At 73.3% G+C, this 24,978-nt stretch carries 25 protein-coding genes and 1 pseudogene; 19 read left to right on the forward strand and 7 right to left on the reverse strand.

Annotation, left to right across the window (positions count from 1 at the left end):
• The first annotated feature begins 38 nt into the window (after positions 1 to 38).
• Together AC3ERT_RS24975 and AC3ERT_RS24980 are read left to right on the forward strand one after the other, a co-directional pair.
• Positions 39 to 689: a thymidine kinase gene (locus tag AC3ERT_RS24975; protein ID WP_335978986.1), complete on the forward strand. Its 651-nt coding sequence runs from the start codon at positions 39 to 41 to the stop codon at positions 687 to 689.
• Positions 690 to 758: 69 nt separating this feature from the next.
• Complete coding sequence (locus tag AC3ERT_RS24980; protein ID WP_435176909.1) at positions 759 to 1,586, forward strand: sulfurtransferase; 828 nt, start codon at positions 759 to 761, stop codon at positions 1,584 to 1,586.
• Positions 1,587 to 1,696: 110 nt separating this feature from the next.
• On the opposite strand, the gene sepH is transcribed toward AC3ERT_RS24980, so the two are convergent.
• The 3 genes from sepH to AC3ERT_RS24995 all read right to left on the reverse strand — a co-directional run bounded on the left by sepH (position 1,697) and on the right by AC3ERT_RS24995 (position 5,821).
• A complete protein-coding gene (gene sepH, locus AC3ERT_RS24985) occupies positions 1,697 to 2,791 on the reverse strand; it encodes a septation protein SepH (protein ID WP_435176911.1) in 1,095 nt (364 codons plus the stop codon).
• A 368-nt stretch (positions 2,792 to 3,159) separates the two neighbouring features.
• Positions 3,160 to 4,518 carry a D-arabinono-1,4-lactone oxidase gene (locus AC3ERT_RS24990; RefSeq protein WP_435176913.1) on the reverse strand — a complete coding sequence of 453 codons (1,359 nt, stop codon included), beginning with the start codon at positions 4,516 to 4,518 and terminating at the stop codon, positions 3,160 to 3,162.
• On the reverse strand, positions 4,445 to 5,821 hold the full coding sequence (locus AC3ERT_RS24995) for an MFS transporter (protein WP_435176915.1): 1,377 nt from the start codon (positions 5,819 to 5,821) through the stop codon (positions 4,445 to 4,447). Before AC3ERT_RS24995 ends, AC3ERT_RS24990 begins: the two co-directional genes overlap by 74 nt.
• A 92-nt stretch (positions 5,822 to 5,913) precedes the next feature.
• Here AC3ERT_RS24995 and AC3ERT_RS25000 point away from each other — a divergent pair, with 92 nt between their 5' ends.
• The gene (locus AC3ERT_RS25000) at positions 5,914 to 7,086 is read left to right on the forward strand and encodes a ferrochelatase (protein WP_435130156.1); all 1,173 of its coding nucleotides are present in this window, start codon (positions 5,914 to 5,916) and stop codon (positions 7,084 to 7,086) included.
• Between the two features lie 10 nt (positions 7,087 to 7,096).
• Complete coding sequence (locus AC3ERT_RS25005; protein WP_335978999.1) at positions 7,097 to 7,951, forward strand: inositol monophosphatase family protein; 855 nt, start codon at positions 7,097 to 7,099, stop codon at positions 7,949 to 7,951.
• A 173-nt stretch (positions 7,952 to 8,124) separates the two neighbouring features.
• Here the strand turns inward: AC3ERT_RS25005 and AC3ERT_RS25010 are convergent, their stop codons facing one another.
• Positions 8,125 to 8,298 carry a hypothetical protein gene (locus AC3ERT_RS25010; protein WP_335979001.1) on the reverse strand — a complete coding sequence of 58 codons (174 nt, stop codon included), beginning with the start codon at positions 8,296 to 8,298 and terminating at the stop codon, positions 8,125 to 8,127.
• Positions 8,299 to 8,585: 287 nt separating this feature from the next.
• Between AC3ERT_RS25010 and AC3ERT_RS25015 the strand changes: the two genes are divergently transcribed.
• The 4 genes from AC3ERT_RS25015 to AC3ERT_RS25030 all read left to right on the forward strand — a co-directional run bounded on the left by AC3ERT_RS25015 (position 8,586) and on the right by AC3ERT_RS25030 (position 11,999).
• Positions 8,586 to 9,239, forward strand: a complete 654-nt coding sequence (locus AC3ERT_RS25015; RefSeq protein ID WP_335979003.1) for a response regulator transcription factor — start codon at positions 8,586 to 8,588, stop codon at positions 9,237 to 9,239.
• 6 nt (positions 9,240 to 9,245) lie between these two features.
• Positions 9,246 to 10,514 carry a sensor histidine kinase gene (locus AC3ERT_RS25020; RefSeq protein ID WP_435130151.1) on the forward strand — a complete coding sequence of 423 codons (1,269 nt, stop codon included), beginning with the start codon at positions 9,246 to 9,248 and terminating at the stop codon, positions 10,512 to 10,514.
• Positions 10,515 to 10,940: 426 nt separating this feature from the next.
• Positions 10,941 to 11,240, forward strand: a complete 300-nt coding sequence (locus AC3ERT_RS25025; RefSeq protein ID WP_103884889.1) for a DUF4193 domain-containing protein — start codon at positions 10,941 to 10,943, stop codon at positions 11,238 to 11,240.
• Positions 11,241 to 11,252: 12 nt separating this feature from the next.
• Positions 11,253 to 11,999, forward strand: coding sequence for a hypothetical protein (locus tag AC3ERT_RS25030; protein ID WP_435176917.1), 747 nt, complete (start codon positions 11,253 to 11,255; stop codon positions 11,997 to 11,999).
• Positions 12,000 to 12,067: 68 nt separating this feature from the next.
• Here AC3ERT_RS25030 and AC3ERT_RS25035 read toward each other — a convergent pair whose 3' ends face one another.
• Positions 12,068 to 12,535 (reverse strand): DUF3093 domain-containing protein, encoded by a 468-nt coding sequence (locus AC3ERT_RS25035; protein WP_335979011.1) that lies wholly within the window; start codon positions 12,533 to 12,535, stop codon positions 12,068 to 12,070.
• A gap of 106 nt (positions 12,536 to 12,641) precedes the next feature.
• On the opposite strand from AC3ERT_RS25035, the gene AC3ERT_RS25040 reads away from it, so the two are divergent.
• From AC3ERT_RS25040 to AC3ERT_RS25065, 6 genes and pseudogenes are all read left to right on the forward strand, one after another.
• Positions 12,642 to 13,247, forward strand: coding sequence for a PaaI family thioesterase (locus AC3ERT_RS25040; protein ID WP_335979014.1), 606 nt, complete (start codon positions 12,642 to 12,644; stop codon positions 13,245 to 13,247).
• Entirely contained in the window at positions 13,244 to 13,768 is a 525-nt protein-coding gene (gene dut, locus AC3ERT_RS25045) for a dUTP diphosphatase (RefSeq protein WP_335979016.1), read from the forward strand. The genes AC3ERT_RS25040 and dut overlap by 4 nt, the downstream gene beginning before the upstream one ends.
• A gap of 2 nt (positions 13,769 to 13,770) precedes the next feature.
• A complete protein-coding gene (locus tag AC3ERT_RS25050; protein WP_335979019.1) occupies positions 13,771 to 14,541 on the forward strand; it encodes a DUF3710 domain-containing protein in 771 nt (256 codons plus the stop codon).
• 211 nt (positions 14,542 to 14,752) lie between these two features.
• Positions 14,753 to 15,508: pseudogene (locus AC3ERT_RS25055) on the forward strand (ABC transporter ATP-binding protein); the annotation flags it as partial.
• Positions 15,509 to 15,674: 166 nt separating this feature from the next.
• Positions 15,675 to 16,073, forward strand: a complete 399-nt coding sequence (locus AC3ERT_RS25060; RefSeq protein WP_335979021.1) for an OB-fold nucleic acid binding domain-containing protein — start codon at positions 15,675 to 15,677, stop codon at positions 16,071 to 16,073.
• A 5-nt stretch (positions 16,074 to 16,078) separates the two neighbouring features.
• Positions 16,079 to 16,825: a DUF3159 domain-containing protein gene (locus AC3ERT_RS25065; protein WP_435130144.1), complete on the forward strand. Its 747-nt coding sequence runs from the start codon at positions 16,079 to 16,081 to the stop codon at positions 16,823 to 16,825.
• 31 nt (positions 16,826 to 16,856) lie between these two features.
• Here AC3ERT_RS25065 and AC3ERT_RS25070 read toward each other — a convergent pair whose 3' ends face one another.
• Positions 16,857 to 17,531 (reverse strand): potassium channel family protein, encoded by a 675-nt coding sequence (locus AC3ERT_RS25070; RefSeq protein ID WP_335979022.1) that lies wholly within the window; start codon positions 17,529 to 17,531, stop codon positions 16,857 to 16,859.
• A complete protein-coding gene (locus AC3ERT_RS25075; RefSeq protein ID WP_335979024.1) occupies positions 17,528 to 18,196 on the reverse strand; it encodes a potassium channel family protein in 669 nt (222 codons plus the stop codon). Before AC3ERT_RS25075 ends, AC3ERT_RS25070 begins: the two co-directional genes overlap by 4 nt.
• Positions 18,197 to 18,388: 192 nt before the next feature.
• On the opposite strand from AC3ERT_RS25075, the gene AC3ERT_RS25080 reads away from it, so the two are divergent.
• From AC3ERT_RS25080 to AC3ERT_RS25100, 5 genes are all read left to right on the forward strand, one after another.
• Positions 18,389 to 20,455 (forward strand): APC family permease, encoded by a 2,067-nt coding sequence (locus tag AC3ERT_RS25080; RefSeq protein ID WP_335979026.1) that lies wholly within the window; start codon positions 18,389 to 18,391, stop codon positions 20,453 to 20,455.
• 161 nt (positions 20,456 to 20,616) lie between these two features.
• Entirely contained in the window at positions 20,617 to 21,966 is a 1,350-nt protein-coding gene (locus tag AC3ERT_RS25085) for a class I SAM-dependent RNA methyltransferase (protein ID WP_435130139.1), read from the forward strand.
• Positions 21,967 to 22,009: 43 nt separating this feature from the next.
• Positions 22,010 to 22,204: a ribbon-helix-helix protein, CopG family gene (locus tag AC3ERT_RS25090; protein WP_435176919.1), complete on the forward strand. Its 195-nt coding sequence runs from the start codon at positions 22,010 to 22,012 to the stop codon at positions 22,202 to 22,204.
• Entirely contained in the window at positions 22,201 to 22,593 is a 393-nt protein-coding gene (locus tag AC3ERT_RS25095; RefSeq protein ID WP_435176921.1) for a type II toxin-antitoxin system death-on-curing family toxin, read from the forward strand. The genes AC3ERT_RS25090 and AC3ERT_RS25095 overlap by 4 nt, the downstream gene beginning before the upstream one ends.
• A 502-nt stretch (positions 22,594 to 23,095) precedes the next feature.
• Positions 23,096 to 24,943, forward strand: coding sequence for a sialidase family protein (locus AC3ERT_RS25100; protein WP_435130133.1), 1,848 nt, complete (start codon positions 23,096 to 23,098; stop codon positions 24,941 to 24,943).
• The last annotated feature ends 35 nt before the right edge of the window (positions 24,944 to 24,978 follow it).

A 24,978-nucleotide genomic window follows, 5' to 3' on the forward strand; every position in this document is an offset into this window, starting at 1 on the left:
CGCCCCCTCCGCCGCACCGAAAGGCCGTCGTCCCTCCCATGTCCGAGCTGGTCTTCTTCTCCGGAACGATGGACTGCGGCAAGAGCACCCTCGCGTTGCAGATCGTCCACAACCGCACCGCCCGCGGCCTCCAGGCGGTGATCTTCACCCGGGACGACCGCGCCGGACAGGGCAAGCTCTCCTCCCGGCTCGGCCTGGTCACCGACGCGGTGGAGGTGGCCGACGGCATGGACCTGTACGGCCATCTGGTCGGGGTGATCAGCCGCGGCGGCCGGGTGGACTACGCGGTCGTCGACGAGGCGCAGTTCCTGGCGCCGGAGCAGATCGACCAGCTGGCCCGGGTGGTGGACGAACTCGACCTGGACGTCTACGCGTTCGGCATCACCACCGACTTCCGCACCCGGCTCTTCCCCGGTTCGCGGCGGCTGATGGAACTGGCCGACCGGATAGAGACGCTCCAGGTGGAGGCGCTGTGCTGGTGCGGAGCCCGCGCCACCCACAACGCGCGCACGATCGGCGGCGTCATGGTGGTCGAGGGCGCCCAGGTGGTGATCGGCGACGTGGACCGCGCCGCCGAGGTCGGCTACGAAGTGCTCTGCCGCCGCCACCACCGGCGCCGGATGACGAGCGCGTCGGCCGCGGCAGGCACGCTCTCGCCGGACGTGCTGCCGGTCAACCACCCGGGCTGAACCGCCGGACCGCCGGGCTGCCGCGCCCGGACCGCGGCGCGGGCCCCGGCCGCCGCCCACAATGGGGGCATGGAACCCATCATCACCGCGGCAGAACTGGCCGCGGCGCCCGCCGCCACCGCCGTGCTCGACGTCCGCTACCGGATGGGCGGGCCGCCCGGGCACGGCGAGTACGCGGCCGGCCACATCCCCGGCGCCCGGTACGTCGACCTGGACGCCGCCCTCGCCGCGGCGCCCGGCCCGCGCGGCCGCCACCCGCTGCCGGACGTCGAGGTGTTCGGCGCGGCGATGCGCGCGGCGGGCGTCGGCGCGGACACCGACGTGGTGCTCTACGACGACTGGAACGGCTGGGGGCCGGCCCGCGCGTGGTGGCTGCTGCGCTGGGCGGGCCACGAGCGGGTGCGGGTGCTGGACGGCGGGCTGGCGGCGTGGAAGGCGGCGGGGCTGCCGCTGAGCACCGAGGAACCGCCGCCGGGCGACGGGGACTTCGTGCCGCGGCCCGGCGCGCTGCCGGTGCTCGACGCGGCCGGCGCCGCCGAACTCGCCCGCCGCGGGCTGCTGCTGGACGCCCGGGCGGGGGAGCGGTACCGCGGCGAGAGCGAGCCGATCGACCCCGTCGCCGGCCACATCCCGGGCGCGGTGAGCGCCCCCACAACGCAGAACGTCACCGAGGACGGCCGCTTCCGCACCGCGGCCGAACTCGCGGCGCGCTTCCGCACCCTGGGCGCGACCCCCGGCGCGGAGGTGGGCGTCTACTGCGGCTCGGGCGTCTCCGCCGCGCACGAGATCCTCGCGCTGGCCGTGGCGGGCGTCCCCGCGGCGCTGTACGTCGGCTCCTGGAGCGAGTGGGGCGCCGACCCGTCCCGCCCGGTGGCCACGGGCGACCAGCCGGGCTGAGCCGCGCATACGCGCCGGGACCGTACGCGTAAGGGGCAGCCACCATGGTGGCTGCCCCTTACGGCCGTCGGCTCCCGGTCTGGTGTCCCGATTCCCCGCAAGGAGCCGGTCTACTCCTGCTTCTTGCGGCGGCTGCCGAAGACGATCTCGTCCCAACTCGGCACCGTGGCGCGCCGGCCCGGCCGGACACCGTCCGCCTCGGCCTGGCGGTCGGTGGTGCCCTTGAGGCGGTCCCGGTGGCCCGCCACGGTGCGCGGCATCAGCACGTCCGCATACGCCGACCCCGCGCCGGCGCTGGCCGCCGGAGCAGCCTCCTCCGACTCCTCCTGCGGCACCTCCACCGCCGGAGCGGCGTCCGGCGGCACCGGGGGAGCCGGCACCACCATGTCGCCGCGGAAGCTCGGCACCGCTTCGAGCAGGCTGGTCAGCGAGTCGCGCTCCTCCGGCTGCTCCTCGGCGCGCGCCTCGCGGTCCTGCCGGTCGCGTTCGATCCGCTCGGGCCGCTCGGGCCGTTCCTGGCCGGGGCGGTCCAGCGGGCGGTCCCTGGGCAGCCGGGCGATCCGGGGCACGAACGGGAAGCTCGGCTCCTGGCCCTGGGTCTGCGCGGTCTCGCCGATCAGCGCCCGTGCCTCGTCGTCGACCGCCTGCACCAGGCGGCGCGGCGGGTCGTACGTCCAGCACGCCGAGTGCGGTTCGCCGGCGACCTGGTAGACGAGCAGGACCTCCCAGGTGCCGTCGTCGCGGCGCCAGGAGTCCCACAGCACGGTGTCCTTCTCCGCGCCGCGCAGCAGCAGGCGTTCGGCGACCGCCTCGCCCAACTGCGGCCCGGTGGTCTCGCCCTGGCGGCGGACCGGGGTCTTCCTGGCGCGCTCGGCCATGAAGGCCCGCTCCGCCAGCACCGGCCCCTCGAACCGCCGCACCCGCTCCACCGGGATGCCGCCGAGCTGGGCGACCTCCTCGGCCGAAGCGCCGGCTCGTATCCGGGCCTGGATGTCCCGCGGCCGCAGATGGCTCTCGACCTCGATCTCGATCTGCCCGAGCCGCGCGCGGTCGTTGCGCACGGCGGCGCGCAGCCGCTCGTCGATCGGGAGGGTGTACTCCGTGCTGTCGGCAGCTTTGAGCACCAGTCGGGTGCCGTCGTTGCTGACGGCCACGACCCGCAGTTCGGGCACGGTTACCTCCCGGGTGGTGCCTGCCGACGTCACGTGCGTCGCTGCTCCCGTTGAACGAGTGTGGCCTGCCCGGGTGCAGCGTGCCACAACCTTGCCGAGTTATCCGGCGTGTCGGGACGAGATGGTGACACGCCGTCATGGGACGGTGGTCAGTTGGCCACCGTGTGTGACCAATGATGGCACCCCGGGACGAGTGCTCCCGACTCCCCGCCACGCGTCCTGGGCGCCGGCCGGGCACCGGCAGCCAGGATTCGTCACGGTACTCCATTCGGGCCACCGCGGGGCGGCTGCCGCGCCAGCGAATGTCGTGCGGGGAGCGGGAGTTGGGTGACCCGTCTCACACCGGAGCGCGTCGTTCATCACCCAAAAGGGGACGTACGGCGCGAAGTCGCCGTCACCCGTCACGTACGGGGCCCCAGCACCCGGCGCAGGTAGTCGTTGTCGAAGACCCCCTCCGGGTCGAGCCGGTCGCGCAGCGCGGTGAACTCGTCGAACCGCGGGTAGGCCGCGCGCAGGTACGCCGCGTCCCGGGTGTGCAGCTTGCCCCAGTGCGGCCGCCCGCCGGCCGCGACCATGATCCGCTCGACCGCGGTGAAGTACTCCTGGTAGCGGCTGCCGCGGTACATGTGCACCGCGACATAGGCGCTGTCCCGGCCGGACGCGGTGGACAGCGCGATGTCGTCGGCCGGCGCCACCCGCACCTCCACCGGGAAGCTGACCCGCAGGTCCGAGCGCTCCACCATGGCCTTCAACTCCCGCAGCACCGGCACCGCGGCCTCGCGCGGCACCGCGTACTCCATCTCCACGAACCGCACCCGGCGCGGGCTGGTGAAGACCTTGTAGGGGATGTCGGTGTACGTCCGGGCGGACAGCGCGCGGCTGGAGAGCCTCGCGATCCCGGGGATCGCCGCGGGGGCGACCCGCCCCAGCGCGCAGGCGGCCTGGAACACGCCGTTGGACAGCAGTTCGTCGTCGATCCAGCCGCGCAGCGCGGGCACCGGGGCGGCCGGGCCGGCGGTGCGGTTGTTGCGCTTGGTGGTGCAGCCCTCGGTGTGCGGGAACCAGTAGAACTCGAAGTGCTCGTTCTCCGCGACGAGCCGGTCGAAGTCCGCGGTGACCCGGTCGAAGGTCATTGGCTCCTCGCGGGCGGTGAGGAGGAACAGCGGCTCGACGGCGAAGGTGAGGGCGCTGACCACGCCGAGCGCGCCCAGCCCGACCCGGGCGGCGGTGAAGACCTCCGGGTGCTGGCCGGGCGAGCAGCGCAGCACCGACCCGTCGGCGGTGACCAGTTCCAGCGCGGTCAGCTGCGCGGCGATCGAGCCGGAGTCGCGGCCGGTGCCGTGGGTGCCGGTGCTGGTGGCGCCGGCCACCGTCTGCGCCATGATGTCGCCCATGTTCCGCAGCGACAGCCCGGCGCCGGCCAGCGCCGCGTTGAGCTGCCGCAACTGCACCCCCGACTCCACCGTCACGGTGCCGGCCGCGGCGTCGATCGACCGGATCGCGGTCAGGCATTCGGGCCGCACCAGCAGCCCGTCGGTGGCCGCGGCCGCGGTGAAGGAGTGGCCGGAGCCGACCGCCTTCACCCGCAGCCCGTCGGCGGCGGCCTTCCGCACGGCCGCGGCGAGTTCGTCGACGGAGGCGGGCGCGGCGACCCGCCCGGGGCGCGCGCGGACGTTGCCCGCCCAGTTACGCCACTCCCTCGCCCTCGCGGGCGCCGTCCTGCCGTCGCTGGTCCTCAGTGCGCTTGCGGTCCGGCCCATCGTGGTCGTGCTCCTCCCGATCCGGTGCCGGCCGCAGCCGGCGGTAGCCGAGGAACGCCACCGCCGCCGCGAAGACCGCGGCGGAGGTGCTCACCCAGTAGGCGGCCGAGGCACCGTGCGTGTCGATCACCCGACCGGCGAGCGCGGCGCCCGCGGCGACGCCGACCGCGAGACCCGTGCTGGTCCACGTGATGCCCTCGGTCAACCGCCCCCGGGGTACCAGCTGTTCGACCAGGCCCATCGCGTTCACCATCGTGGGGGCGATGGTCAGGCCGGAGACGAACAGCGCCAAGGCCAGGAAGTGGAGACTCCCGACCAGTAGTGGCGGGATCATACTCACCGCCATCAGCGCGATGCCCGCCCGGAACCGGCCGGCGACGGTCCCGCGCGGCCGGCTCAGCCCGAACACCAGCCCCGCGACGCACGAACCGAGCGCGTAGGTGGCCAGCACCACGCTCGCCAGCGCCTTGTGGCCGCGCTCGTCGGCGAACGCGACGGTGACCACCTCCACCGCGCCGAACATCGCGCCGGTGCCGACGAAGACCCCGACCAGCACCGCGAGCCCCGGCGCGGCCAGCACTGAGCCGCCCGCCCGGTGCGCGTCGGGGTGCGGCACCGGCTCGGTGCCGCGCAGCGCGGTCAGCGCCAGCACCCCCGCGGCCAGGAACACCGCCGCCAGCAGCGGCCCGGCCTCGGCGAACCAGCCGGTGCTCAGGCCCACCGACAGGATCGGGCCGACGATGAAGACGATCTCGTCGACGACCGCCTCGACCGAGTACGCGGTGTGCAGCTGCTCCGGGGTGTCGCGCAGCAGCTCCGACCAGCGGGCCCGCACCATCGCGCCGGTGCTCGGGGTGGTCCCGGCGCCCAGCACGCACACGAAGTACGCCCAGTCCGGTGCGCCCGCCCAGGTGCAGGCCAGCAGCCCGGCCACCGACACCACCGTCACCGCGCAGACCGGGCGCAGCACCCTCCGCTGCCCGTGGCGGTCGACCAGCCGGGAGATGCGCGGCCCGGTCACGGCGCCGGACAGCGCCAGGGTGGCCGACAGCGCGCCGGCCAGGCCGTACCGCCCGGTCACCTGGGAGACCATCGTCACGATGCCGATGCCGAGCATCGACAGGGGCATCCGGCCGACCAGCCCGGCCACACTGAACGCCATGGCGCCCGGGGTCCGGTAGATCGCGCGGTAGGGGCTGGTCACGTGGCGCTCCCCGGCGTCGTCGCCGTCGGGACAGGCAGGACGGTAGGGGGTCCCGCGTAAGGAACAGAGCTGGCGAGTACAGCTTACGGAGCGCGGCAAGTCGTTTTTCTGCGGAGTGTCTGAGGAGTTCGGAGGAGTTCCACGGAGCCCGGGCGCCGGGCGGGGCGGGGCGAGGTGGCAGGATCGGAGGCATGCCTGATCAGCGTGACCCGAACGCCGCGCCGGACCGACCCGCGGCGCCGAACGGACCGGACACCGGCCCCTACGACGCCCTGCTGCTGCTCTCCTTCGGCGGGCCGGAGGGCCCGGACGACGTGGTGCCGTTCCTGGAGAACGTCACCCGGGGGCGCGGCATCCCGCGCGAGCGGTTGAAGGAGGTCGGCAAGCACTACTTCCTGTTCGGCGGGGTCAGCCCGATCAACGAGCAGAACCGCGAGCTGCTGGCCGCGCTCCGCAAGGAGTTCTCCGACCAGGGCGTCGACCTGCCCGTCTACTGGGGCAACCGGAACTGGGCGCCCTATCTGACCGACGCGCTGCGCGAGATCGCCGACGCCGGGCACCGCCGGGTGCTGGTGCTGGCCACCAGCGCCTACGCGTCGTACTCCGGCTGCCGCCAGTACCGGGAGAACCTCGCCGCCTCGCTGGCCGTCCTCGCCGAGGAGGGCCGCCCGGCGCTGCGGGTGGACAAGCTGCGGCACTACTTCAACCACCCGGGCTTCGTGGAGCCGATGGTCGACAACACCCTCGCCGCGCTCGCCGCGCTGCCCGCCGACGTCCGCGACCGCGCGCGCCTGGCCTTCACCACGCACTCCATCCCCACCGCCGCGGCCGACACCTCCGGACCGGTCGCCGCCCACGGCGACGGCGGCGCGTACGTCGCGCAGCACCTGGAGACGGCCCGGCTGGTCGCCGACCGCGTCCGGCAGGCCACCGGCGCCGACCGCGACTGGCAGCTGGTCTACCAGTCGCGCTCCGGCGCCCCGCACATCCCGTGGCTGGAGCCGGACATCTGCGACCACCTGGAGAGCGAGCACGCCGACGGCGCGCCCGCGGTGGTCATGGTGCCGATCGGCTTCGTCTCGGACCACATGGAAGTCAAGTACGACCTCGACACCGAGGCCGCGGCCAAGGCAGCCGAGCTCGGGCTGCCGGTCAGCCGCGCCGCCACCGTGGGCGCCGACCCGCGCTTCGCCGCCGCGGTGCGCGAGCTGGTGCTGGAGCGCGCGGCGACCGAGCGGGGCCTGGCGCCGGTCCGCTGCGCGCTCGGGCGGCTGGGCCCGAGCCACGACGTGTGCCCCGCGGGCTGCTGCCCGGCCGCCGATCGGGGCCGGCCGAGCCGGCCCGCCGCCGCAGGAACCGACTGAGGAGACCGGAATGAGCACATCTGCCAACGGCGCGGCGGAGCAGGACGCGCCCGCCGCCGGTCCTGCCGCCACCGGTGAGGACGCCGAACTGCTGGCGATCGCGCTGGAGGCGGCCCGCAGGGCCGGCGCGCTGCTGCGGGACGGCCGCCCCGCGGACCTGGGCGTGGCCGCCACCAAGTCCAGCCCGATCGACGTCGTGACCGAGATGGACATCGCCGCCGAGAAGCTGATCACCGCGTACATCGGGCGGCTGCGCCCCGACGACGGCTTCCTGGGCGAGGAGGGCGCGAGCAGCCCGGGCACCAGCGGGGTGCGCTGGGTGATCGACCCGCTCGACGGCACCGTGAACTACCTCTACGGCCTGCCCTCCTGGTCGGTGAGCATCGCCGCGGAGCGCGACGGGCAGACCGTCGTGGGCGTCGTGGAGGCGCCGATGCGCCGCGAGACCTACCAGGCGGTGCGCGGCGGCGGCGCGTACGTGGCCGGGGTGCGGGCGCACTGCCGCCCGGCGCCGGACTTCGAGCACGCGCTCGTCGCCACCGGCTTCAGCTACCTGCGCGAGCGCCGGGTCGCGATGGCCGAGGTGATCAAGGGGCTGCTGCCGCAGGTCCGCGACATCCGCCGGGCCGGTTCGGCGGCCATCGACCTCGCGGACGTCGGCTGCGGCCGCCTGGACGCGTACTACGAGCGGGGCCTGAACCCCTGGGACCTGGCGGCCGGCGACCTCTTCGCCCGGGAGGCCGGGGCGCTGACCGGCGGGCGGCCGGGCGAGCCGCCGTCCGGGGAACTGGCCGTGGCCGCCCCGCCCGGGCTCTTCGAGCCGCTCCAGCGCCGCCTGGACGAGCTGGGCGCCTGGCACGACTAGATCCGGACCCGGACCGGGCGGCGGGCCCGCACACGGGCGTACAGACCCCCTCGTACGCCCCTGAGCGGGCCCTTCGCCGTCCCCGTTCGCCGAGCGCGGCGGGTCCGGCCGGGCATGCGAACGCCCCGGCGCCTTCCTGGCGGCCGGGGCGTGCGGCTTGGGGAGCCGGAGGTTCAGGCGACCTTGGGCCGTACGTCCACCCCGTGCTCGGCGGCCAGGCGGCGCAGGTCGTCCAGCTCACCCTGCTCGACCTCGGCGAGGAAGTCGTCGCCCGTCTCCCGGGCCCGGCGCAGATCGGACTCCGTGCTGTGTATGCGCTGGAGGATGCCATTCGTGAACGCGTCCATGGTGCGCCCCCTCGTCGTCTCCGTTGACACGCGAGTGTCAAGCCCGTCGCCCTCGCGCGGGAAGCGCGGGGCAAGGCGTGGTGGGTGGGTGTAAAGCCGTCCTCCCCACCCCGCCGGACCCGGAAACCTCACCCGCGGAAACGAATTTCCACCCCTTCGCGGTGTCCCGTCCACCGGTCCGCGGCGTCCCACCCCTCGGGCCCTCGGGCCCTCCCCCTTACCGCCGATTTACGGGGGCCCGGTGCAGGATGGATGAAGATTCCCACAGCTCACGGAAGGACAGCGCCTTGCGCGTACTGGTCGTCGAGGACGAGCAACTGCTCGCCGATGCGGTTGCCACCGGCCTGCGGCGCGAAGCCATGGCCGTCGACGTGGTCTACGACGGCGGTGCCGCCCTGGAGCGGATCGGCGTCAACGACTACGACGTGGTGGTGCTCGACCGCGACCTGCCGGTGGTGCACGGTGACGAGGTGTGCCGCCAGATCGTCGGCCTCGGCATGCCGACCCGGGTGCTCATGCTCACCGCGGCGGGCGATGTGAGCGACCGGGTCGAGGGCCTGGAGCTGGGCGCCGACGACTACCTGCCCAAGCCGTTCGCCTTCACCGAGCTGACCGCCCGGGTGCGCGCGCTCGGGCGGCGGACCACGACGGCCCTGCCGCCGGTGCTGGAGCGCTCCGGCATCCGGCTGGACCCCAACCGCCGGGAGGCGTTCCGCGACGGCAGGGAGGTCCACCTCGCGCCCAAGGAGTTCGCCGTCCTGGAGGTCCTGATGCGCAGCGAGGGCTCGGTGGTCTCCGCCGAGCAGCTGCTGGAGAAGGCGTGGGACGAGAACACCGACCCGTTCACCAACGTGGTGCGGGTGACCGTGATGACCCTGCGCCGCAAGCTCGGCGAGCCGCCGGTGATCGTCACGGTGCCCGGCTCCGGCTACCGGATCTGATCCGCCATGGCCCACCCCTCCTCCCCGGGCCCCGTGGGGCCGACGCCGACCCGGCCGTCCGCGCCGCCGCGCCCGACCTGGGACCCCGCGCCCGCCGAGAACCGGCCGCCCTGGCTGCGGCCCACGATCCGGATACGCCTCACCGTGCTGTACGGGGGGATGTTCCTGATCGCCGGCGTCGTGCTGCTGTGGATCATCTACCTGCTGGCGGCGCAGGCGATCCACAAGGGCGCCGAGCTGCCGTTCGAGATCGCCGGCATCCAGATCCGCTCGGTCGCGGGCAGCTGCGTGCAGGTCACCCCGCAGACCACCAACGACCAGGTGATCAACGCGATCAACGCCTGTATGCAGCACCAGCGCGACGAGGCGCTGGGCACCCTGCTCAAGCGGTCGCTGCTGGCCCTGATCGGCCTGGCCGTGGTCGCCTTCGCCTTCGGCTACGTGATGGCCGGCCGGGTGCTGGCGCCGCTCGGCCGGATCACCCGCACCGCGCGCGGCGTGGTCGGCTCCGACCTCAAGCGCCGCATCGAGCTGGACGGCCCGGACGACGAGCTGAAGGAGCTGGCCGACACCTTCGACGGCATGCTGGACCGGCTGGAGCGCTCCTTCACCGCCCAGCGCCGCTTCGTCGCCAACGCCTCGCACGAGCTGCGCACCCCGCTGGCGATCAACCGCACCCTGCTGGAGGTGCAGCTCGCCGACCCGAACGCCTCGCCGGACCTCCAGCAGCTGGGCAAGACGCTGCTGGCCACCAACGAGCGCAGCGAGCAGCTGGTCGAGGGACTGCTGCTGCTGGCCCGCAGCGAGAACGAGATCGTGGACCGCAAGCCCGTCGACCTGGCCGAGGCGGCCTCCAGAGCGCTGGAGCAAAGCCGCGGGGAGGCCGCGGACAAGGGCGTGGCGCTGCGCGAGTCGCTGGCTCCCGCGGTCGTGCAGGGCAACGGCGTGCTGCTGGAGCGGATCGCGCTGAACCTGGTGCAGAACGCCGTGCGCTACAACGTGCCCGAGGGCGGCTGGGTCGATGTGACCACCAGCGCGGAGCACGGCCAGGCGCTGCTGGTGGTGGCGAACACCGGACCGGTGGTGCCCGCGTACGAGGTGGACAACATGTTCGAGCCCTTCCGACGGCTGCGCACCGAGCGCACCGGCAGCGACAAGGGCGTCGGGCTGGGGCTGTCCATCGTCCGCTCGGTCGCCAGAGCCCACGGCGGGGTGATCGCCGCCGAGCCGCGTGAGGGAGGCGGCCTGGTCATGCGGGTCGCGATCCCGATGTGAGCTGTGAAGCGCGTCACGCCCGGGCGGGCAGCGCCACGCCGGGCCGGCCGGGACGCTGTTCGCTTTGCGAGTAATCGACACTTCTGGCGCGGCCGTGCCGCACCTGTGATCGATTGCACACGGATCTCTTACAGTGTGTACGCTCGGTGAGCACAGATCTGGGAGAAACGGCGGCAAATTCCATGTTTCCGCAGGTCATGATCACGGGAAGTACACGGAGAGGCATCCCTGGCGGAGGGCTTTCAGGCCGCCGCGGACCATGATCGGCCACCTCGGTGATCACCTCTTCGGGGGCGTCATTGGGTGTCGATTGAGTAACGAGCCTTGATGTGAGGCAAAATCTCCGCCTCGGGTCGGGCACAAGTCCGGCCTCCCGCGCGTTACGTGCGCTGGAGACACCACAGACACCCACAGGGGGAGAGCGAAATGGCTACGGATTACGACACCCCACGCAAGACCGACGATGACGTCAATGAGGACAGCATCGAGGAGCTGAAGGCCCGGCGGAACGAGAAGTCGACCTCCGCGGTCGACGTCGACGAGTTCGACCAGGCCGAGTCCCTGGAGCTGCCCGGCGCCGACCTCTCCAACGAGGAGCTGTCGGTCCGCGTGCTGCCCCGGCAGGCCGACGAGTTCACCTGCATGAGCTGCTTCCTGGTGCACCACCGGAGCCAGCTCGCCGCGGAGAAGAACGGCAACCCCATCTGCCGCGACTGCGCGGCCTGACCGGTCGGCGCCGTGACCGGCACACCGGAGGAGAAGAGAGGGAACGTCGAGCGGGGCCGTGCGGCCTCGCTCGCGGCCGCGACCGCCCGCGGGGTCACACGGGGCGTCGGCGGTGGAGCACGCGCGAGCGGCCGGCTGGCCAGGGCCGGGATGACGTCGGTCGCCGAGCGGCTCATCGAGACCGCTCCGCGCATCCCGGTGCGCGAACTGGCCACCCTGCGCGCCCAGTTCCCCGGGCTGGGCCCGGACGAGATCGCCGACCGGCTGATCGCGGCCGCGGTGAAGGGCACCATGACGGTGGGCGCCGGTGTGGGCGCTGCCGCCATGCTGCCGGTGCCGCCCGCCATGCCGACCGAACTGGCCACCGAGACCCTGGGCGTGGCCGCCGTGGAGTACAAGCTCATCGCCGAGCTGCACGAGGTCTACGGCCTGCGCGCGCCCGGCACCGTCCGCCAGCGGGCCACCGCGTACCTGTGGTCGTGGACCGAGCAGCGCGGTATCGACGCGCTGCGGCCCTCGACCCTCAACGTGGCCCTCGGCAGCGGCATGAAGCGCGAGATGCGCCAGCGGCTGATGCGCCGCAGCCTGCGGCACATGCCCGCCCTGACCCCGTTCATGATCGGCGCCGCCGTCGGCGCGGTGATGAACCGGCGCGACACCCGCAAACTCGCCCACCGGGTCCGCAAGGACCTGCGCGCGCACCAGCTTCCGTGGCCGCCGCTCACGGACGCCTCCGCGCCCACCGGCACCGGCGGCTAGACCGCCCCCGGCGAGCGCGCCACAGGGCCCTGTGAGCCCCTCGGCGCCCGCCCGCGAGCCCCGCTCGCCTAGACCGCCCGCCCGGCCGTCCTGAGGCTGTTCAGCGCCTCCGCGAGCCGCTTCGGCGAACGTGTCGACAAGTAGACGTACGGCGTCGGGTCCGCCGGATCGGTCACCTCGACCTTCACCGCCGTCGGCACGTACGACCGCAGCAGCATGAACGCCCGCGGGTCCGCCTTGTACGACCGCCAGGCCACCGCCTCCGCCGGGTCGAGCACCAGCGCGTCGCCCAGCGCCTCCAGCGGGATGCGGGCCTTGCCGGCGACCAGCGACCCGGCCACCACGCGGATGCGCGCGGACCCGTACGAGCTGACCGTCATCATCGCCAGCGCGCCGCCCACCACCAACCCGCCGAGCATCGCGAGCACACCGAAGGGGAAGAACACCAGCGCCAGGCCGACCCCGGCGCCGACGGCCATGAACCACCAGGAGCGCGGCACGGTGAGGCGTTCGTCGTAAGGCTGCGAAACGGACATGGCACAAGCGTCCCACGCCCGCCCGCGGACGCGGGCCCGGGTACGGGCGAGGCGGGGTCGCAGCGAACCGGGGGCGCTCACACCTTCGCGCGATAAGGTCTGCGGCGTGAGTGCAGCCACAACACCCCCCAACCCGGGCCGATCGAGTCTGGTGCCGCCCCCCGGCGCCGTCGCGCCCGTACGCCACCCCGAGGCGCCCGCGCCCGGCGAACTGCTCGGCGCGCACTACGAGCACTGCTTCGGCTGCGGTGAAAGCCAGCCGTACGGGCTGCACCTGGCGGCCAGGGCCGGCGAAGGCGTCAGCGTCACCGCGGAGTTCACCGTCCAGCCCGCCCACCAGGGCGCGCCCGGCCTCGCGCACGGCGGGGTGCTCGCCACCGCGCTGGACGAGACGCTCGGCTCGCTGAGCTGGATACTCCGGGTCATCGCGGTGACCGGGCGGCTGGAGTCGGACTTCGTCCGGCCGGTCCCGGTCGGCGCGACGCTGCACCTGTCCGCGCGCTGCACCGCGGTGGACGGCCGCAAGATCTACAGCAGTGCCGTCGGCCGGATCGGCGGGCCCGACGGCCCGGTCGCCGTCCGCGCCGACGCGCTCTTCGTCGAGGTCAAGATCGACCACTTCACCAGCAACGGCCGCCCCGACGAGATCCAGGCCGCACTGTCCGACCCCGACCAGGTCAAGGTCGCCCGCGCCTTCGAGGTGAACCCATGAGCAAGCCGCCCGTCGACGTGCTGCTGCGCCGGCTCGACCCGTCGGTGCCAGTCCCCGCCTACGCGCACCCCGGAGACGCCGGCGCCGACCTGATCACCACCGAGGCCGCCGAACTCGCGCCCGGCGAGCGGGCGGTGCTGCCCACCGGCATCTCCCTCGCACTGCCGGACGGCTACGCGGCCTTCGTCCACCCCCGCTCGGGCCTCGCCGCGCGCTGCGGGGTCGCGATGGTGAATGCCCCGGGAACGGTCGATGCCGGGTACCGTGGGGAGATCAAGGTGATCGTGGTCAATCTCGACCCGCGCGAGACCGTCAGGTTCCAGCCGGGCGACCGGATCGCCCAACTGGTCGTCCAGCAGGTCGAACGGGTCCGCTTCCACGAGGTCGCGGAACTGCCGGGATCTGCCAGGGCCGCGGGGGGCTTCGGCTCCACGGGGGGTCACGCCGCGGTGCAGACACCGTCGGCGGGCACGTCCAGCAACGGATACGCATCGGTCGGCAGCGACCGGGAAGGACAGTGACCGTGTTCCGTCGTCGCAAGGAGCGCGAAGACGCCATCGACGAGCTCGACGAGGCCGAGGGCCCGGAGGACTCGGCCGAGGACGCCGCGGAGCCGGACGACTCCGAGGAGTCGCCCGGGTACAACCTCCCGCCCGCCCCGCGGCCCGACGGCCCCTGGGACATCAGCGAGGTCCAGGAGCCCGGCGAGGGCCGGGTCGACCTCGGCGGCCTGTTCGTGCCCGGCGTCGAGGGCATGGAACTGCGGGTCGAGGTGGCCGGCGAGTCCATCGTCGCCGCGACCGTGGTCCTGCGCGACAGCGCCGTCCAGCTCCAGGCGTTCGCCGCCCCGAAGTCCGAGGGCATCTGGGGCGAGGTGCGCGAGGAGATCGCCTCGGGCATCACCCAGCAGGGCGGCGTCGTCGACGAGGTCGAAGGTCCGCTCGGCTGGGAGCTGCGCGCGCAGGTGCCGGTCCAGCTGCCCGACGGCACCAACGGGGTGCAGCTCGTGCGCTTCGTCGGCTGCGACGGCCCGCGCTGGTTCCTGCGCGGTGTCATCTCCGGCCAGGGCGCGGTGCAGCCGGCCGCGGCGGGCGTGCTGGAGTCGGTCTTCCGCGACACCGTCGTGCTGCGCGGCGAGGCCCCGATGGCGCCCCGCGACCCGATCGTGCTCAAACTCCCCAACGACGCGCAGATGGTGCCCGACGGCGCCGCGGCCGAGCAGGGCGAGCCGTCGAAGTTCGGCGACGGCATCGACCCGATGCGGCGCGGTCCGGAGATCACCGAGCTGCACTGAACCGCCGCGCTCAGCCCCGCGCACCCGGCCGCCGTCGCGTACGGCAGCCGGGTGCGTCGTTTCCGCGGACCCTTCGGGATCGTTATCGGCCGCCCGGCTGGATTCGGCCCGACCGCAGCGTACGGTACGGGATACGCGGCGGCCGGGGGCTGCCGGCACAGCGTGGCGCGGCGCGACCAGGGGGCGGGCCGGCACCGGGGGAGGAGCACCGATGAGCGAGCAGTCCACCGACCGCGACCGGGCGGCAGCAGCCGCGACGGGGTCCGCCGTCGCCGTGGCGGAGCCGGCGGCGGCCGACGGCGACATGGTCGTCGTCGAGGACCTGCGCCGCACCTACGGCTCGGGCGACACCGCGGTGGCGGCGCTGCGCGGGGTGTCCTTCCGGGTGCCGCGCGGTGAACTGGTCGCGCTCAAGGGCCGTTCCGGGTCCGGCAAGACCACGATCCTCAACCTGGTCGGCGGCCTGGACACCCCCGACGGCGGGCGGATCACCGTCGACGGCACGGACCTGGCCGGGCTCGGCGACGACGAGCTGTTGGCGCTGCGCCGCGACCGGATCGGCTTCGTCTTCCAGTCCTTCGGGCTGATCCCGATCCTGACCGCGGCCGAGAACGTCGGGGTGCCGATGCGGCTGCGCAGGACCCCGGCCCGCGAGCGCGAGGAGCGGGTCGCGCTGCTGCTGGGCCTGGTGGGGCTGGCCGAGCACGCCGCGCAGCGGCCGGGGGAGCTGTCCGGCGGCCAGCAGCAGCGCGTGGCGATCGCCCGCGCCCTCGCCAACCGCCCGGTGCTGCTGATCGCCGACGAACCCACCGGCCAGCTCGACGCGGACACCGGGCTCGCGGTGATGGAGCTGCTGCGCGCGGTGGTCCGCAGCGAGGGCGTGACCGCGCTGGTCGCCACGCACGACACGCAGCTGCTGGCGCTGGCCGACCGGGTGCTGGAACTGCGCGACGGGCGGATCGTCGACGCCGGTCAGGAGACCGCCCCGGGCGCGGATGCCGACGAGGGCACGGACGCCGCCCCGGGCGCGGGGACGGGGAAGCCGTAGCCGCGGTGCCCGGCCCCGGCCCCGGCCGTACGCAGGCGGGTTCCGGGCTCTGGTCCCGCGCGGACATCCCGGTACCCTTGGCGGCATGAGTGGTGGCATCCGTCCCGATCGGCCCGCGGGCCGCTTTCGCCGCATGCTCGACCGGCTGTCCTCCTCGCAGGAGGAACTGCACTCCGAGGAACTGCGGCAGCAGGCCCTCGAGGTCGGCTGCACGCGGATCTCCGACTGCTCGGACCGGCAGATCGTGTCGGTGACCGGTACGCTGCGTACGGTCACGCTCCGTCCCCGGGCCGGCGTGCCCGCACTGGAAGCCGAGCTGTTCGACGGTTCGGCCGCACTCGACGTGGTGTGGCTGGGGCGCCGCAGCATCGTCGGCATAGAACCCGGACGCATGATCATCGCGTCCGGACGGATCTCGATGAACCGGGGCCGTCCGGTGCTGTTCAACCCCAAGTACGAACTGCGTCCGGTCGGACAGGAGTGAACCAGGTGACGTCGATCGACAACACGGACCAGACGGTGGGCGCCGACCAGCCGCCGGGCACCGACGAGGCGGCCCGCGCGGTCACCGAGGCGGCGCTCTTCGAGGCGTTCGGCGGCGTGCGCGGCATGGTGGAGACCACCGTGCCCGGGCTGGTCTTCGTGGCGATCTACACGGTCGACCACGACATCAAGATCTCCGCCGTCGCCTCGCTCGCGCTGTCCGTCGTGATGGGCGCCGCCCGGCTGCTGCGGCGCGACACCCTCAAGCACGCCTTCAGCGGGGTGTTCGGGGTCGCCTTCGGCGCGGTCTTCGCGATGATGTCGGGCAACGCGAAGAACTTCTACCTGCCGGGCATGCTCTACACGCTCGGCCTCGCCGTCGCCTACATCGTCACCGCCGCCGCCAAGGTGCCGCTCCTCGGCCTGATCCTCGGGCCGATCTTCAAGGAGAACCTCTCCTGGCGCACCCGCAACCCGGGCCGGCTGCGCGCCTACACCAAGGCGAGCTGGGCGTGGGGGCTGATCCTGCTCGCGAAGTCCGCGATCCTCTTCCCGCTGTACTGGTGGGGCAACGCCACCCAGCTCGGCTGGGTCAAGGTGGCGCTGGGCATCCCGCCGTTCCTGCTGTCGGTCTACCTCACCTGGATCTTCCTGGTGAAGGCGCCGCCGCCGATCGACGTGATCGCGGAGATGGAGGCGGCCGAGAAGGCGGAGAAGGCCGAGAAGGAGCGCCAGGCGTCCGCGTCGTCCTGACCGCGCGCCCGGCGCCCCCTCGGGCCGGGCGCTACTCCTTGTCGGCGTCCTGGACCGACAGCAGGTCCTCCAGCTGCTCCTCGCGGTGCGGTGCGGCGACGAACAGCAGCTCGTCGCCCGCCTCCAGGGCGTCGTCCCTGGCGGGGGTGAGCACCCGGTTGCCGCGGATGATCGTCACCAGCGAGGTGTCGGTCGGCCACTCCACGTCACCGACCCGGGTGCCGACCAGCGCGGCCTCCTCCGGCAGCGTCAACTCCACGAGGTTCGCGTCACCCTGGCTGAATCGCAGCAGCCGGACCAGGTCGCCGACGCTCACCGCCTCCTCGACCAGCGCCGACATCAGGCGCGGCGTGGACACGGCGACATCCACCCCCCAGGACTCGTTGAACAGCCACTCGTTCTTGGGGTTGTTGACGCGCGCGACCACCCGCGGCACGCCGTACTCGGTCTTGGCCAGCAGCGAGACGACCAGGTTGACCTTGTCGTCGCCGGTGGCGGCGATCACCACGTTGCAGCGCTGGAGCGCGGCCTCGTCCAGCGAGGTGATCTCGCAGGCGTCGGCGAGCAGCCACTCCGCTTGCGGCACCCGCTCCACGGAGATCGACGTCGGGTTCTTGTCGACCAGCAGCACTTCGTGGCCGTTCTCCAGCAGCTCCCCGGCGATGGAGCGGCCGACCGCACCGGCTCCCGCGATGGCGACCCTCATGACTGCTCTCCCTCGGGTCCCGCGGCGAACGCCGCCTCCACCGCGGCCACTCCGTCGGTGCGCATCATGACGTGCACGAGGTCGCCCTCCTGGAGCACCGTCTCGGAGGTCGGCAGCATGGCCTCGCCGAGGCGCGTGATGAAGGCCACACGGACCCCGGTCTCCTCCTGGAGCCGGCTCACCTTGTGGCCGATCCACGCGGTGGAGGTGTGCACCTCGGCGAGCTGCACCCCGCCGCTGGGGTCGCGCCACAGCGGCTCCGCGCCCGACGGGAGCAGCCGGCGCAGCATCTGGTCGGCGGTCCAGCGCACCGTGGCGACGGTCGGGATGCCCAGGCGCTGGTAGACCTCGGCGCGCTTGGGGTCGTAGATCCGGGCCGCCACGTTCTCGATGCCGAACATCTCGCGGGCCACCCGGGCCGCGATGATGTTGGAGTTGTCGCCGCTGCTCACGGCCGCGAAGGCGCCCGCTTCCTCGATACCGGCCTCGCGCAGCGTGTCCTGGTCGAACCCGACTCCGGTCACCCGGCGCCCGCCGAACCCGGACCCCAGGCGGCGGAAAGCCGTCGGGTCCTGGTCGACCACCGCGACCGTATGACCATGCTGTTCGAGGGAGTGCGCGAGAGCGGAACCCACTCGCCCGCATCCCATAATCACGACGTGCACGACCGTCCTTCCGGCTGCCAACACAATTTGGTCCAAGACTCTCAGACCGTGCCTCGAAGTCTCGGACCGCGCCCAAAGCTACACAGGGCCGCGGGCCCGCAGAAGTTCCGTGCGGGCGCCGGACGCAGGTTCTTCACACTCGGTGCGGCACTCGGAGGCACGGGGGCCGGGGACATCCCTTAACATCGCGGGGTGTCCAAACTGACCGACCTGCCGAAACGGATTCTGATCGGCCGGGCGTTGCGCAGCGACAGGCTGGGCGAGACGCTGCTGCCCAAGCGGCTCGCGCTCCCCGTCTTCGCCTCCGACCCGCTCTCCTCGGTCGCCTATGCGCCCGGCGAGGTGCTCCTCGTCCTCTCGATCGCCGGCGTCTCCGCCTACCACTTCAGCCCGTGGATCGCGGTCGCGGTGGTCGTACTGATGTTCACGGTGGTCGCGTCCTACCGGCAGAACGTCCACGCCTACCCCTCCGGGGGTGGCGACTACGAGGTCGCCACCACCAACCTGGGCCCGAAGGCGGGACTGACCGTCGCCAGCGCGCTGATGGTCGACTACGTGCTCACCGTCGCGGTGTCGGTCGCCTCCGGGATCGAGAACCTCGGCTCCGCGGTCCCGTTCTTCGTCACGCACAAGGTGCTCGGCGCGGTCGGCATGATCGTGGTGCTGATGCTGATGAACCTGCGCGGGGTGCGGGAGTCCGGCTCGATCTTCGCCATCCCGACCTACGCCTTCGTCTTCGGCGTGTTCTGCATGATCGCGTGGGGCATCGTCAAGATCGCCACCGGGCATGACATGAGCGCGCCCAGCGCGCACTACACGATCCACGCCGAGTCCCCAGGGCTCGGCGGCTTCGCGCTGATCTTCCTGCTGCTGCGCGCCTTCTCCTCCGGGTGCGCCGCGCTCACCGGCGTCGAGGCGATCAGCAACGGCGTGCCGGCGTTCCGCAAGCCCAAGTCGAAGAACGCCGCCACCACGCTGGCCGCCATGGGCCTGCTCGCGGTCACCATGTTCTGCGGGATCATCGCGCTGGCGATGAACACCCACGTGCGGATGGCCGAGAACCCGGCCACCGACCTGCTCAGCCACGGCAAGCCGATCGGCACCGGCTACACCCAGGACCCGGTGATCGCCCAGGTCGCCGGGGCGGTCTTCGGACACAACTCGATCCCCTTCGTCTTCCTGGCCGCGGTCACCGCGCTGGTGCTCTTCCTGGCCGCGAACACCGCCTACAACGGCTTCCCGGTGCTCGGCTCGATCCTCGCCCAGGACCGCTACCTGCCCCGGCAACTGCACACCCGCGGCGACCGGCTCGCCTTCTCCAACGGCATCGTGCTGCTGGCCGGCTTCGCCGCGGTGCTGGTCTACATCTACGGTGCGAACTCCACCCGGCTGATCCAGCTCTACATCGTCGGCGTGTTCGTCTCCTTCACGCTCAGCCAGACCGGCATGGTCCGGCACTGGAACCGGCACCTGCGCACCGAGACCGACCCGGCCAAGCGGCGCCACATGCACCGCTCCCGCGCGATCAACACCTTCGGCGCCTTCCTGACCGGCCTGGTGCTGGTGATCGTGCTGCTGACCAAGTTCACCCACGGCGCCTGGGTCGCGGTGCTCGGCATGGTGGTCTTCTACGCCACCATGACCGCCATCCGCCGCCACTACACCCGCGTCGCGGAGGAGATCGCCGCTGAGGAAGAGCCTGGCGACGACTACGTCCGCCCCTCCCGGGTGCACTCCATCGTGCTGGTCTCCAAGCTGCACAAGCCCACCCTGCGCGCCCTGTCGTACGCCAAGCTGATGCGCTCCGACAGCCTGGAGGCGCTGAGCATCAACGTCGACCCGGAGGACACCAAGGCGCTCCAGGCCGAGTGGCAGAGCCGCGGCATCGACGTGCCGCTGAAGATCCTCGACTCGCCCTACCGCGAGATCACCCGGCCGATCATCGACTACGTCAAGGGCCTGCGCCGCGACAGCCCGCGCGACGTGGTCAGCGTGTACATCCCCGAGTACGTCGTCGGCCACTGGTACGAGCACCTGCTGCACAACCAGAGCGCGCTGCGGCTCAAGGGGCGACTGCTGTTCAGCCCCGGTGTGATGGTCACCTCGGTGCCCTGGCAGCTGGACTCCTCCGAGGCGGCCCGGGTACGGGCCCGCCGCCGCGCGGACTGGAGCGCGCCCGGGTCGATCCGCCGCGGGCCGGTCGGACCGCCGCGCTCCGACCAGCGCGAGCACACGACACCGGGGGCCGGGGCGCCGTAGAGGGGGGCCGGAGGGGCTCGGAGGGCCGCCGGAGGGACTGGAACGCGCCCCCCGGGGGCCGGGGCGCGGGCGGTCGGGCGCGGCCGCGCACGCACGTAGACTGGGCGGTCGCCGTCCGGCCCGTGATCCGCCCCGCCGTCCACCCCAGGAGCAGCGCCGCCATGCAGACCGATTCCGTCCCCTCGCTGGTCGGCCACGAGTTCGAGGTCGAGGTCGGGCCGGTCGCGCACGGCGGCCACTGCGTGGCCCGTACCGAGGCCGGGCAGGTGCTCTTCGTCCGGCACACGCTGCCCGGCGAGCGGGTCGTCGCCCGCGTCACCGAGGGCGACCGCGACGCCCGCTTCCTGCGCGCCGACGCCGTGACCGTGCTCCAGCCGGCCAAGGACCGGGTCGAGCCGCCCTGCCCCTTCTCCGGGCCGGGCCGCTGCGGCGGCTGCGACTGGCAGCACGCCACGCCAGGCGCCCAGCGCCGGCTGAAGGCCGCGGTGCTCACCGAGCAGCTCGCCCGGCTGGCCGGGCTGACACCCCAGGAGGCGGGCTGGGACGGCACCGTGGCGCCCGCGCCCGGGGACAAGGTGAGCCAGGCCGAGCTGGACGCCGGCGCGTCCCCGGTGCCCGCCTGGCGCACGCGCGTGCAGTACGCGATCGACCCCGAGGGCCGGGCCGGACTGCGCCGCCACCGCTCGCACGACGTCGAGGTGATCGACCACTGCCTGATCGCGGCGCCCGGCGTCAGTGAACTCGGCATCGAGGCCCGTACCTGGCCGCAGATCGCCTCCGTCGAGGCGATCGCCGCCACCGGCTCGAACGACCGGCAGGTGGTGCTCACGCCGCGGCCCGGCGGCCGGCTGCCGATCGTCGAACTCGACCGGCCGGTGTCGGTGCAGCGGATCGGCGAGCGCGACCACGCCGTGCACCGGGTGCACGGCCGCCCCTTCGTCCGCGAGCGGGCCGCCGGCCGCACCTGGCGGGTCGGCGACGGCGGCTTCTGGCAGGTGCACCCGAAGGCCGCCGACGTGCTGGTGGAAGCGGTGATGCAGGGGCTGATGCCGCGCAAGGGCGACATGGCGCTCGACCTGTACTGCGGGGTCGGGCTCTTCGCCGGTGCGCTGGCCGAACGCGTCGGCGAGCGCGGCGCGGTGCTCGGCGTGGAGTCCGCCAAGCGCGCGGTCGAGGACGCCCGGCACAACCTCCAGGACCTGGAGCGGGTCAGGATCGAGCAGGGCAAGGTCGAGCAGGTGCTGCCCCGTACCGGCATCACCGAGGCCGACCTGGTCGTCCTCGACCCCCCGCGGGCCGGGGCCGGCCACGACACCGTGCGGCAGATCGCGGCGCTCGGTGCCCGCCGCGTCGCCTACGTCGCCTGCGACCCGGCCGCCCTGGCGCGGGACCTCGCCTGGTTCGCCGAGGAGGGCTACCGCCCGCTCCGCCTGCTCGCCTTCGACCTCTTCCCCTTCACCCACCACATGGAGTGCGTGGCCATCCTCGAACCGGCCCCGCGCAGCGCGTGACGAAGGCCCGGGCCGTTTGATACCAGACCGGTATCATGGCGGTATGGCGATGACACTGCGGCTCCCCGACGACCTGGACGCGAAGCTCACCGAGCGGGCCCGCCGGGAGGGCCGCAGCAAGCAGGAGCTCGCCATCGAGGCCATCCGCGACGCCCTGGACCGGGCCGAGCTGAAGGTCGACGACGTGCTGGCCGAGGTCATGGACAGCGATGCGGAGATCCTGGACTACCTGAAATGACCGCCGTGCGGTACCTCCAGATCGACGAGGTCCTCGCGATCGCCCGCGCGGTCAACGGCACCGACCACAGCGTGCGCGACATGGGTCTGCTGGTGTCGGCGGTCGAGCGGCCCCGGACCGATGCGTTCGGCGTCGAGCTGTATCCCGCACTGCACGAGAAGGCGGCGGCGCTGATGCATTCCGTCGCGCGCAACCACGCGCTGATCGACGGCAACAAGCGCACCGCCTGGCTCGCGATGCGCGTCTTCCTGCGCTTCAACGGGGCCGCCACCCGTACCGCCCCGCCGCCCGTCTCGGTCGCCGGCCCGTTCGTCGAGGACGTCGCGCAGGACACCATCGGCATACCGGTCATCGCAGGGCGCCTGTCGTCCTGGTTCCCCGTGTCCTGACATCCGGCCCGTAGGCGCGAAGCGCCAGGTGGCCCGGGTCGTGGCGGTGCGTGGACGCGGCGCGCAGGACCGACCGGTTCCGCGCCGTCGACGTCGAGCGCGGCCGCATCCCGCTGCGCCGCCCCGCCCGCTCCGACGGGATCGCTGCCGCCGAGGCCCTCGCCCGGCAACGCCTATGTGACCGGGGCCGTGCTGTGCTCCCGGTCGACGGGAACTGCCGCGCCGCGCTCTGAGCGTGCGGCGGCGGCCACGGCCCGGCGCCGCACCTCCCGCCCGTGATCCAGGCGGCCCGGCTCCGCCCCGCCTGGTCGGCATGCCCCGAAGGGATCGCCGGGCGGGGCGGCGGGGCTCTTGACGGGGGTGCGGGGCGCTCATAGGGTCCCGGACGACAGACATCAGATGTCTTTCGTCAGTCGTCTTATGTTCGACGGGAGTTGGTGCTCGCGCAGCGCCCCCCGCCTCCCGTTCGCCGATCCGGCACCCCCACCCCGAGGAGCACCCTGTGACCGGAAGACCCCCGAACGCTCCGCACCCCTCCCGCGTCCACCTCCCGCGCCGGAGGACCTCGCCGCCGCGGCTGGTGCTGCTGCTGGTCGCCGTACTGGCCGCGCTCGTCGCGCCGCTGGCCAGCGCGGCGCCCGGCAGCGCCGCCACCGGCACGCAGGCGGCGGTCGCCAGTCAGGACTGCAACAGCAGCCGGATCAGGCTGGAACTGCTCAACCCGACCGCGGCGGCGACCACGTTCACCGTGGCCTACGGCGGCAGCACCTGGACGCCCTCGGTCGCGGCCGGCGACCGCACCGACCTGTACTTCACCCGGACCAGCGGCACCGCCTACTCCTTCCACGTCACCACCCCGCAGGGCCTGGACACCACCGCGGCCGGCACCCTCGACTGCAGCGCGGCGCTGGGTGCGCAGGTGAGCCTGGACTGCCCGGGCAACGTCCTGCGGATGACGCTGGTCAACCACTCGTCCGCCGCCCAGGACTTCACCGTCGCCTGGCCCGGCCGCAGCGGCAGCGCCTGGACCCGTACGGTCGCGGCCGGCGCCTCGGACGACTCGCTGCTGTGGACGGTCGCGAGCGGCACCGCTTACTCCTTCACCACCACCACGGCGAGCGGCTTCAGCCGCACCGAGTCCGGCACCGCCACCTGCGGACTGGCCAGCGGCACCCCGGGGATGAACGCGCAGACGCTCTTCAGCACCTCGACCGCGATCCAGGGCCTCAACCGGCTGTCGTCCGACGGCTCGACGTACGAGACGTACACCGGCACGGCGACCTCGGTCCGCATCCCCGCGATGGCCGTGACCAACACCGGCACGATCCTGGCGGTGGCCGACGCGCGGGTGGACAGCTCCGCCGACCTCGGCGGCGGTGACAACAACATCCAGACGGTGATGCGGCGCAGCACCGACGGCGGCGCGACCTGGTCCGCGGCGAAGGTGGTGCTGCACGCCCCGACCACCAGCGAGGGGTACGGCGACCCGAGCCTGGTGGTGGACCGCACGGCGGGCGGCCAGGGCACGATCTACCTGTTCGACAACTACTCGCCGGCCCCCGGCGTCGGCTACTACGGCTCCGCCGCGGGCTCCGACTCCGCCACCGACACCACCGCCATGCACATCCGCTACATCACCTCGACCGACGGCGGGGCGACCTGGAGTGCCCCGGTCGACCTCAACCCGCAGGTGAAGGACGTGGCCTGGGCGGGGATGTTCGCCTCCTCCGGGCACGGCATCCAGTTGGCGAGCGGCCGCCTGGTGCAGCCGATCGTCTACCGGCAGGACGGCGCCGACCACGCGGCCGACATCTACTCCGACGACCACGGCGCCACCTGGCACGCCGGCCCCGCGGCCGCCACCGGCGTCAACGAGAGCAAGGTGCTCCAGCGCGGCGACGGCAAGGTGGTGCAGAACCTCCGCTCCAACAGCGGCGGCAATCGCTGGTACGCCACCGCGGGCGACGCCTCGCCCTCCGGCGCGACCGACGTGGCCGGCGCCTTCGGTCCGGCCTGGAACTCCGGGCTGGTCGACCCGGGCTGCAACGCGGACGAGATCGCGTACCTGGCACCCACCCAGGTGGGTGCGGGCGGCGCGCCGCAGACGACCTCGGTCGCGGTGATGAGCAACAACGCCTCCGCCTCCAGCCGTTCGGAGCTCACCGTGCGGGTCAGCTCCGACGACGGGGCGAGCTGGCCCCGCCAGGCACTCGTCAAGTCCGGTGCCGCGGGCTACTCGACGCTCGCCGTACTCGGCGGCGGGGCGGTCGCCGACCTGTACGAGATCGGCGACACGGGCGGCATTGTCTTCGCCGACTTCACCCTCGACTGGGCGCAGCAGGACCGCTGAGCACCGGTGGGGGGGGGGGGGGGGGGGGGGGGGAG

It is taken from the genome of Actinacidiphila sp. bgisy145 (assembly GCF_057708125.1).

What these genes read in the sequence shown, in the direction of transcription:
- AC3ERT_RS24980 (WP_435176909.1), top strand. Translation starts at nt 759, where the DNA reads ATGGAACCCATCATCACCGCGGCAGAACTGGCCGCGGCGCCCGCCGCC.
- AC3ERT_RS25035 (WP_335979011.1), bottom strand. Translation starts at nt 12,535, where the DNA reads ATGTCCGTTTCGCAGCCTTACGACGAACGCCTCACCGTGCCGCGCTCC.
- AC3ERT_RS25070 (WP_335979022.1), bottom strand. Translation starts at nt 17,531, where the DNA reads ATGAGGGTCGCCATCGCGGGAGCCGGTGCGGTCGGCCGCTCCATCGCC.
- AC3ERT_RS25020 (WP_435130151.1), top strand. Translation starts at nt 9,246, where the DNA reads ATGGCCCACCCCTCCTCCCCGGGCCCCGTGGGGCCGACGCCGACCCGG.
- AC3ERT_RS25010 (WP_335979001.1), bottom strand. Translation starts at nt 8,298, where the DNA reads ATGGACGCGTTCACGAATGGCATCCTCCAGCGCATACACAGCACGGAG.
- AC3ERT_RS25000 (WP_435130156.1), top strand. Translation starts at nt 5,914, where the DNA reads ATGCCTGATCAGCGTGACCCGAACGCCGCGCCGGACCGACCCGCGGCG.
- AC3ERT_RS25090 (WP_435176919.1), top strand. Translation starts at nt 22,010, where the DNA reads ATGGCGATGACACTGCGGCTCCCCGACGACCTGGACGCGAAGCTCACC.
- AC3ERT_RS24990 (WP_435176913.1), bottom strand. Translation starts at nt 4,518, where the DNA reads ATGGGCCGGACCGCAAGCGCACTGAGGACCAGCGACGGCAGGACGGCG.
- AC3ERT_RS25085 (WP_435130139.1), top strand. Translation starts at nt 20,617, where the DNA reads ATGCAGACCGATTCCGTCCCCTCGCTGGTCGGCCACGAGTTCGAGGTC.
- AC3ERT_RS25095 (WP_435176921.1), top strand. Translation starts at nt 22,201, where the DNA reads ATGACCGCCGTGCGGTACCTCCAGATCGACGAGGTCCTCGCGATCGCC.
- AC3ERT_RS25060 (WP_335979021.1), top strand. Translation starts at nt 15,675, where the DNA reads ATGAGTGGTGGCATCCGTCCCGATCGGCCCGCGGGCCGCTTTCGCCGC.
- AC3ERT_RS24975 (WP_335978986.1), top strand. Translation starts at nt 39, where the DNA reads ATGTCCGAGCTGGTCTTCTTCTCCGGAACGATGGACTGCGGCAAGAGC.
- AC3ERT_RS25025 (WP_103884889.1), top strand. Translation starts at nt 10,941, where the DNA reads ATGGCTACGGATTACGACACCCCACGCAAGACCGACGATGACGTCAAT.
- dut (WP_335979016.1), top strand. Translation starts at nt 13,244, where the DNA reads ATGAGCAAGCCGCCCGTCGACGTGCTGCTGCGCCGGCTCGACCCGTCG.
- AC3ERT_RS25005 (WP_335978999.1), top strand. Translation starts at nt 7,097, where the DNA reads ATGAGCACATCTGCCAACGGCGCGGCGGAGCAGGACGCGCCCGCCGCC.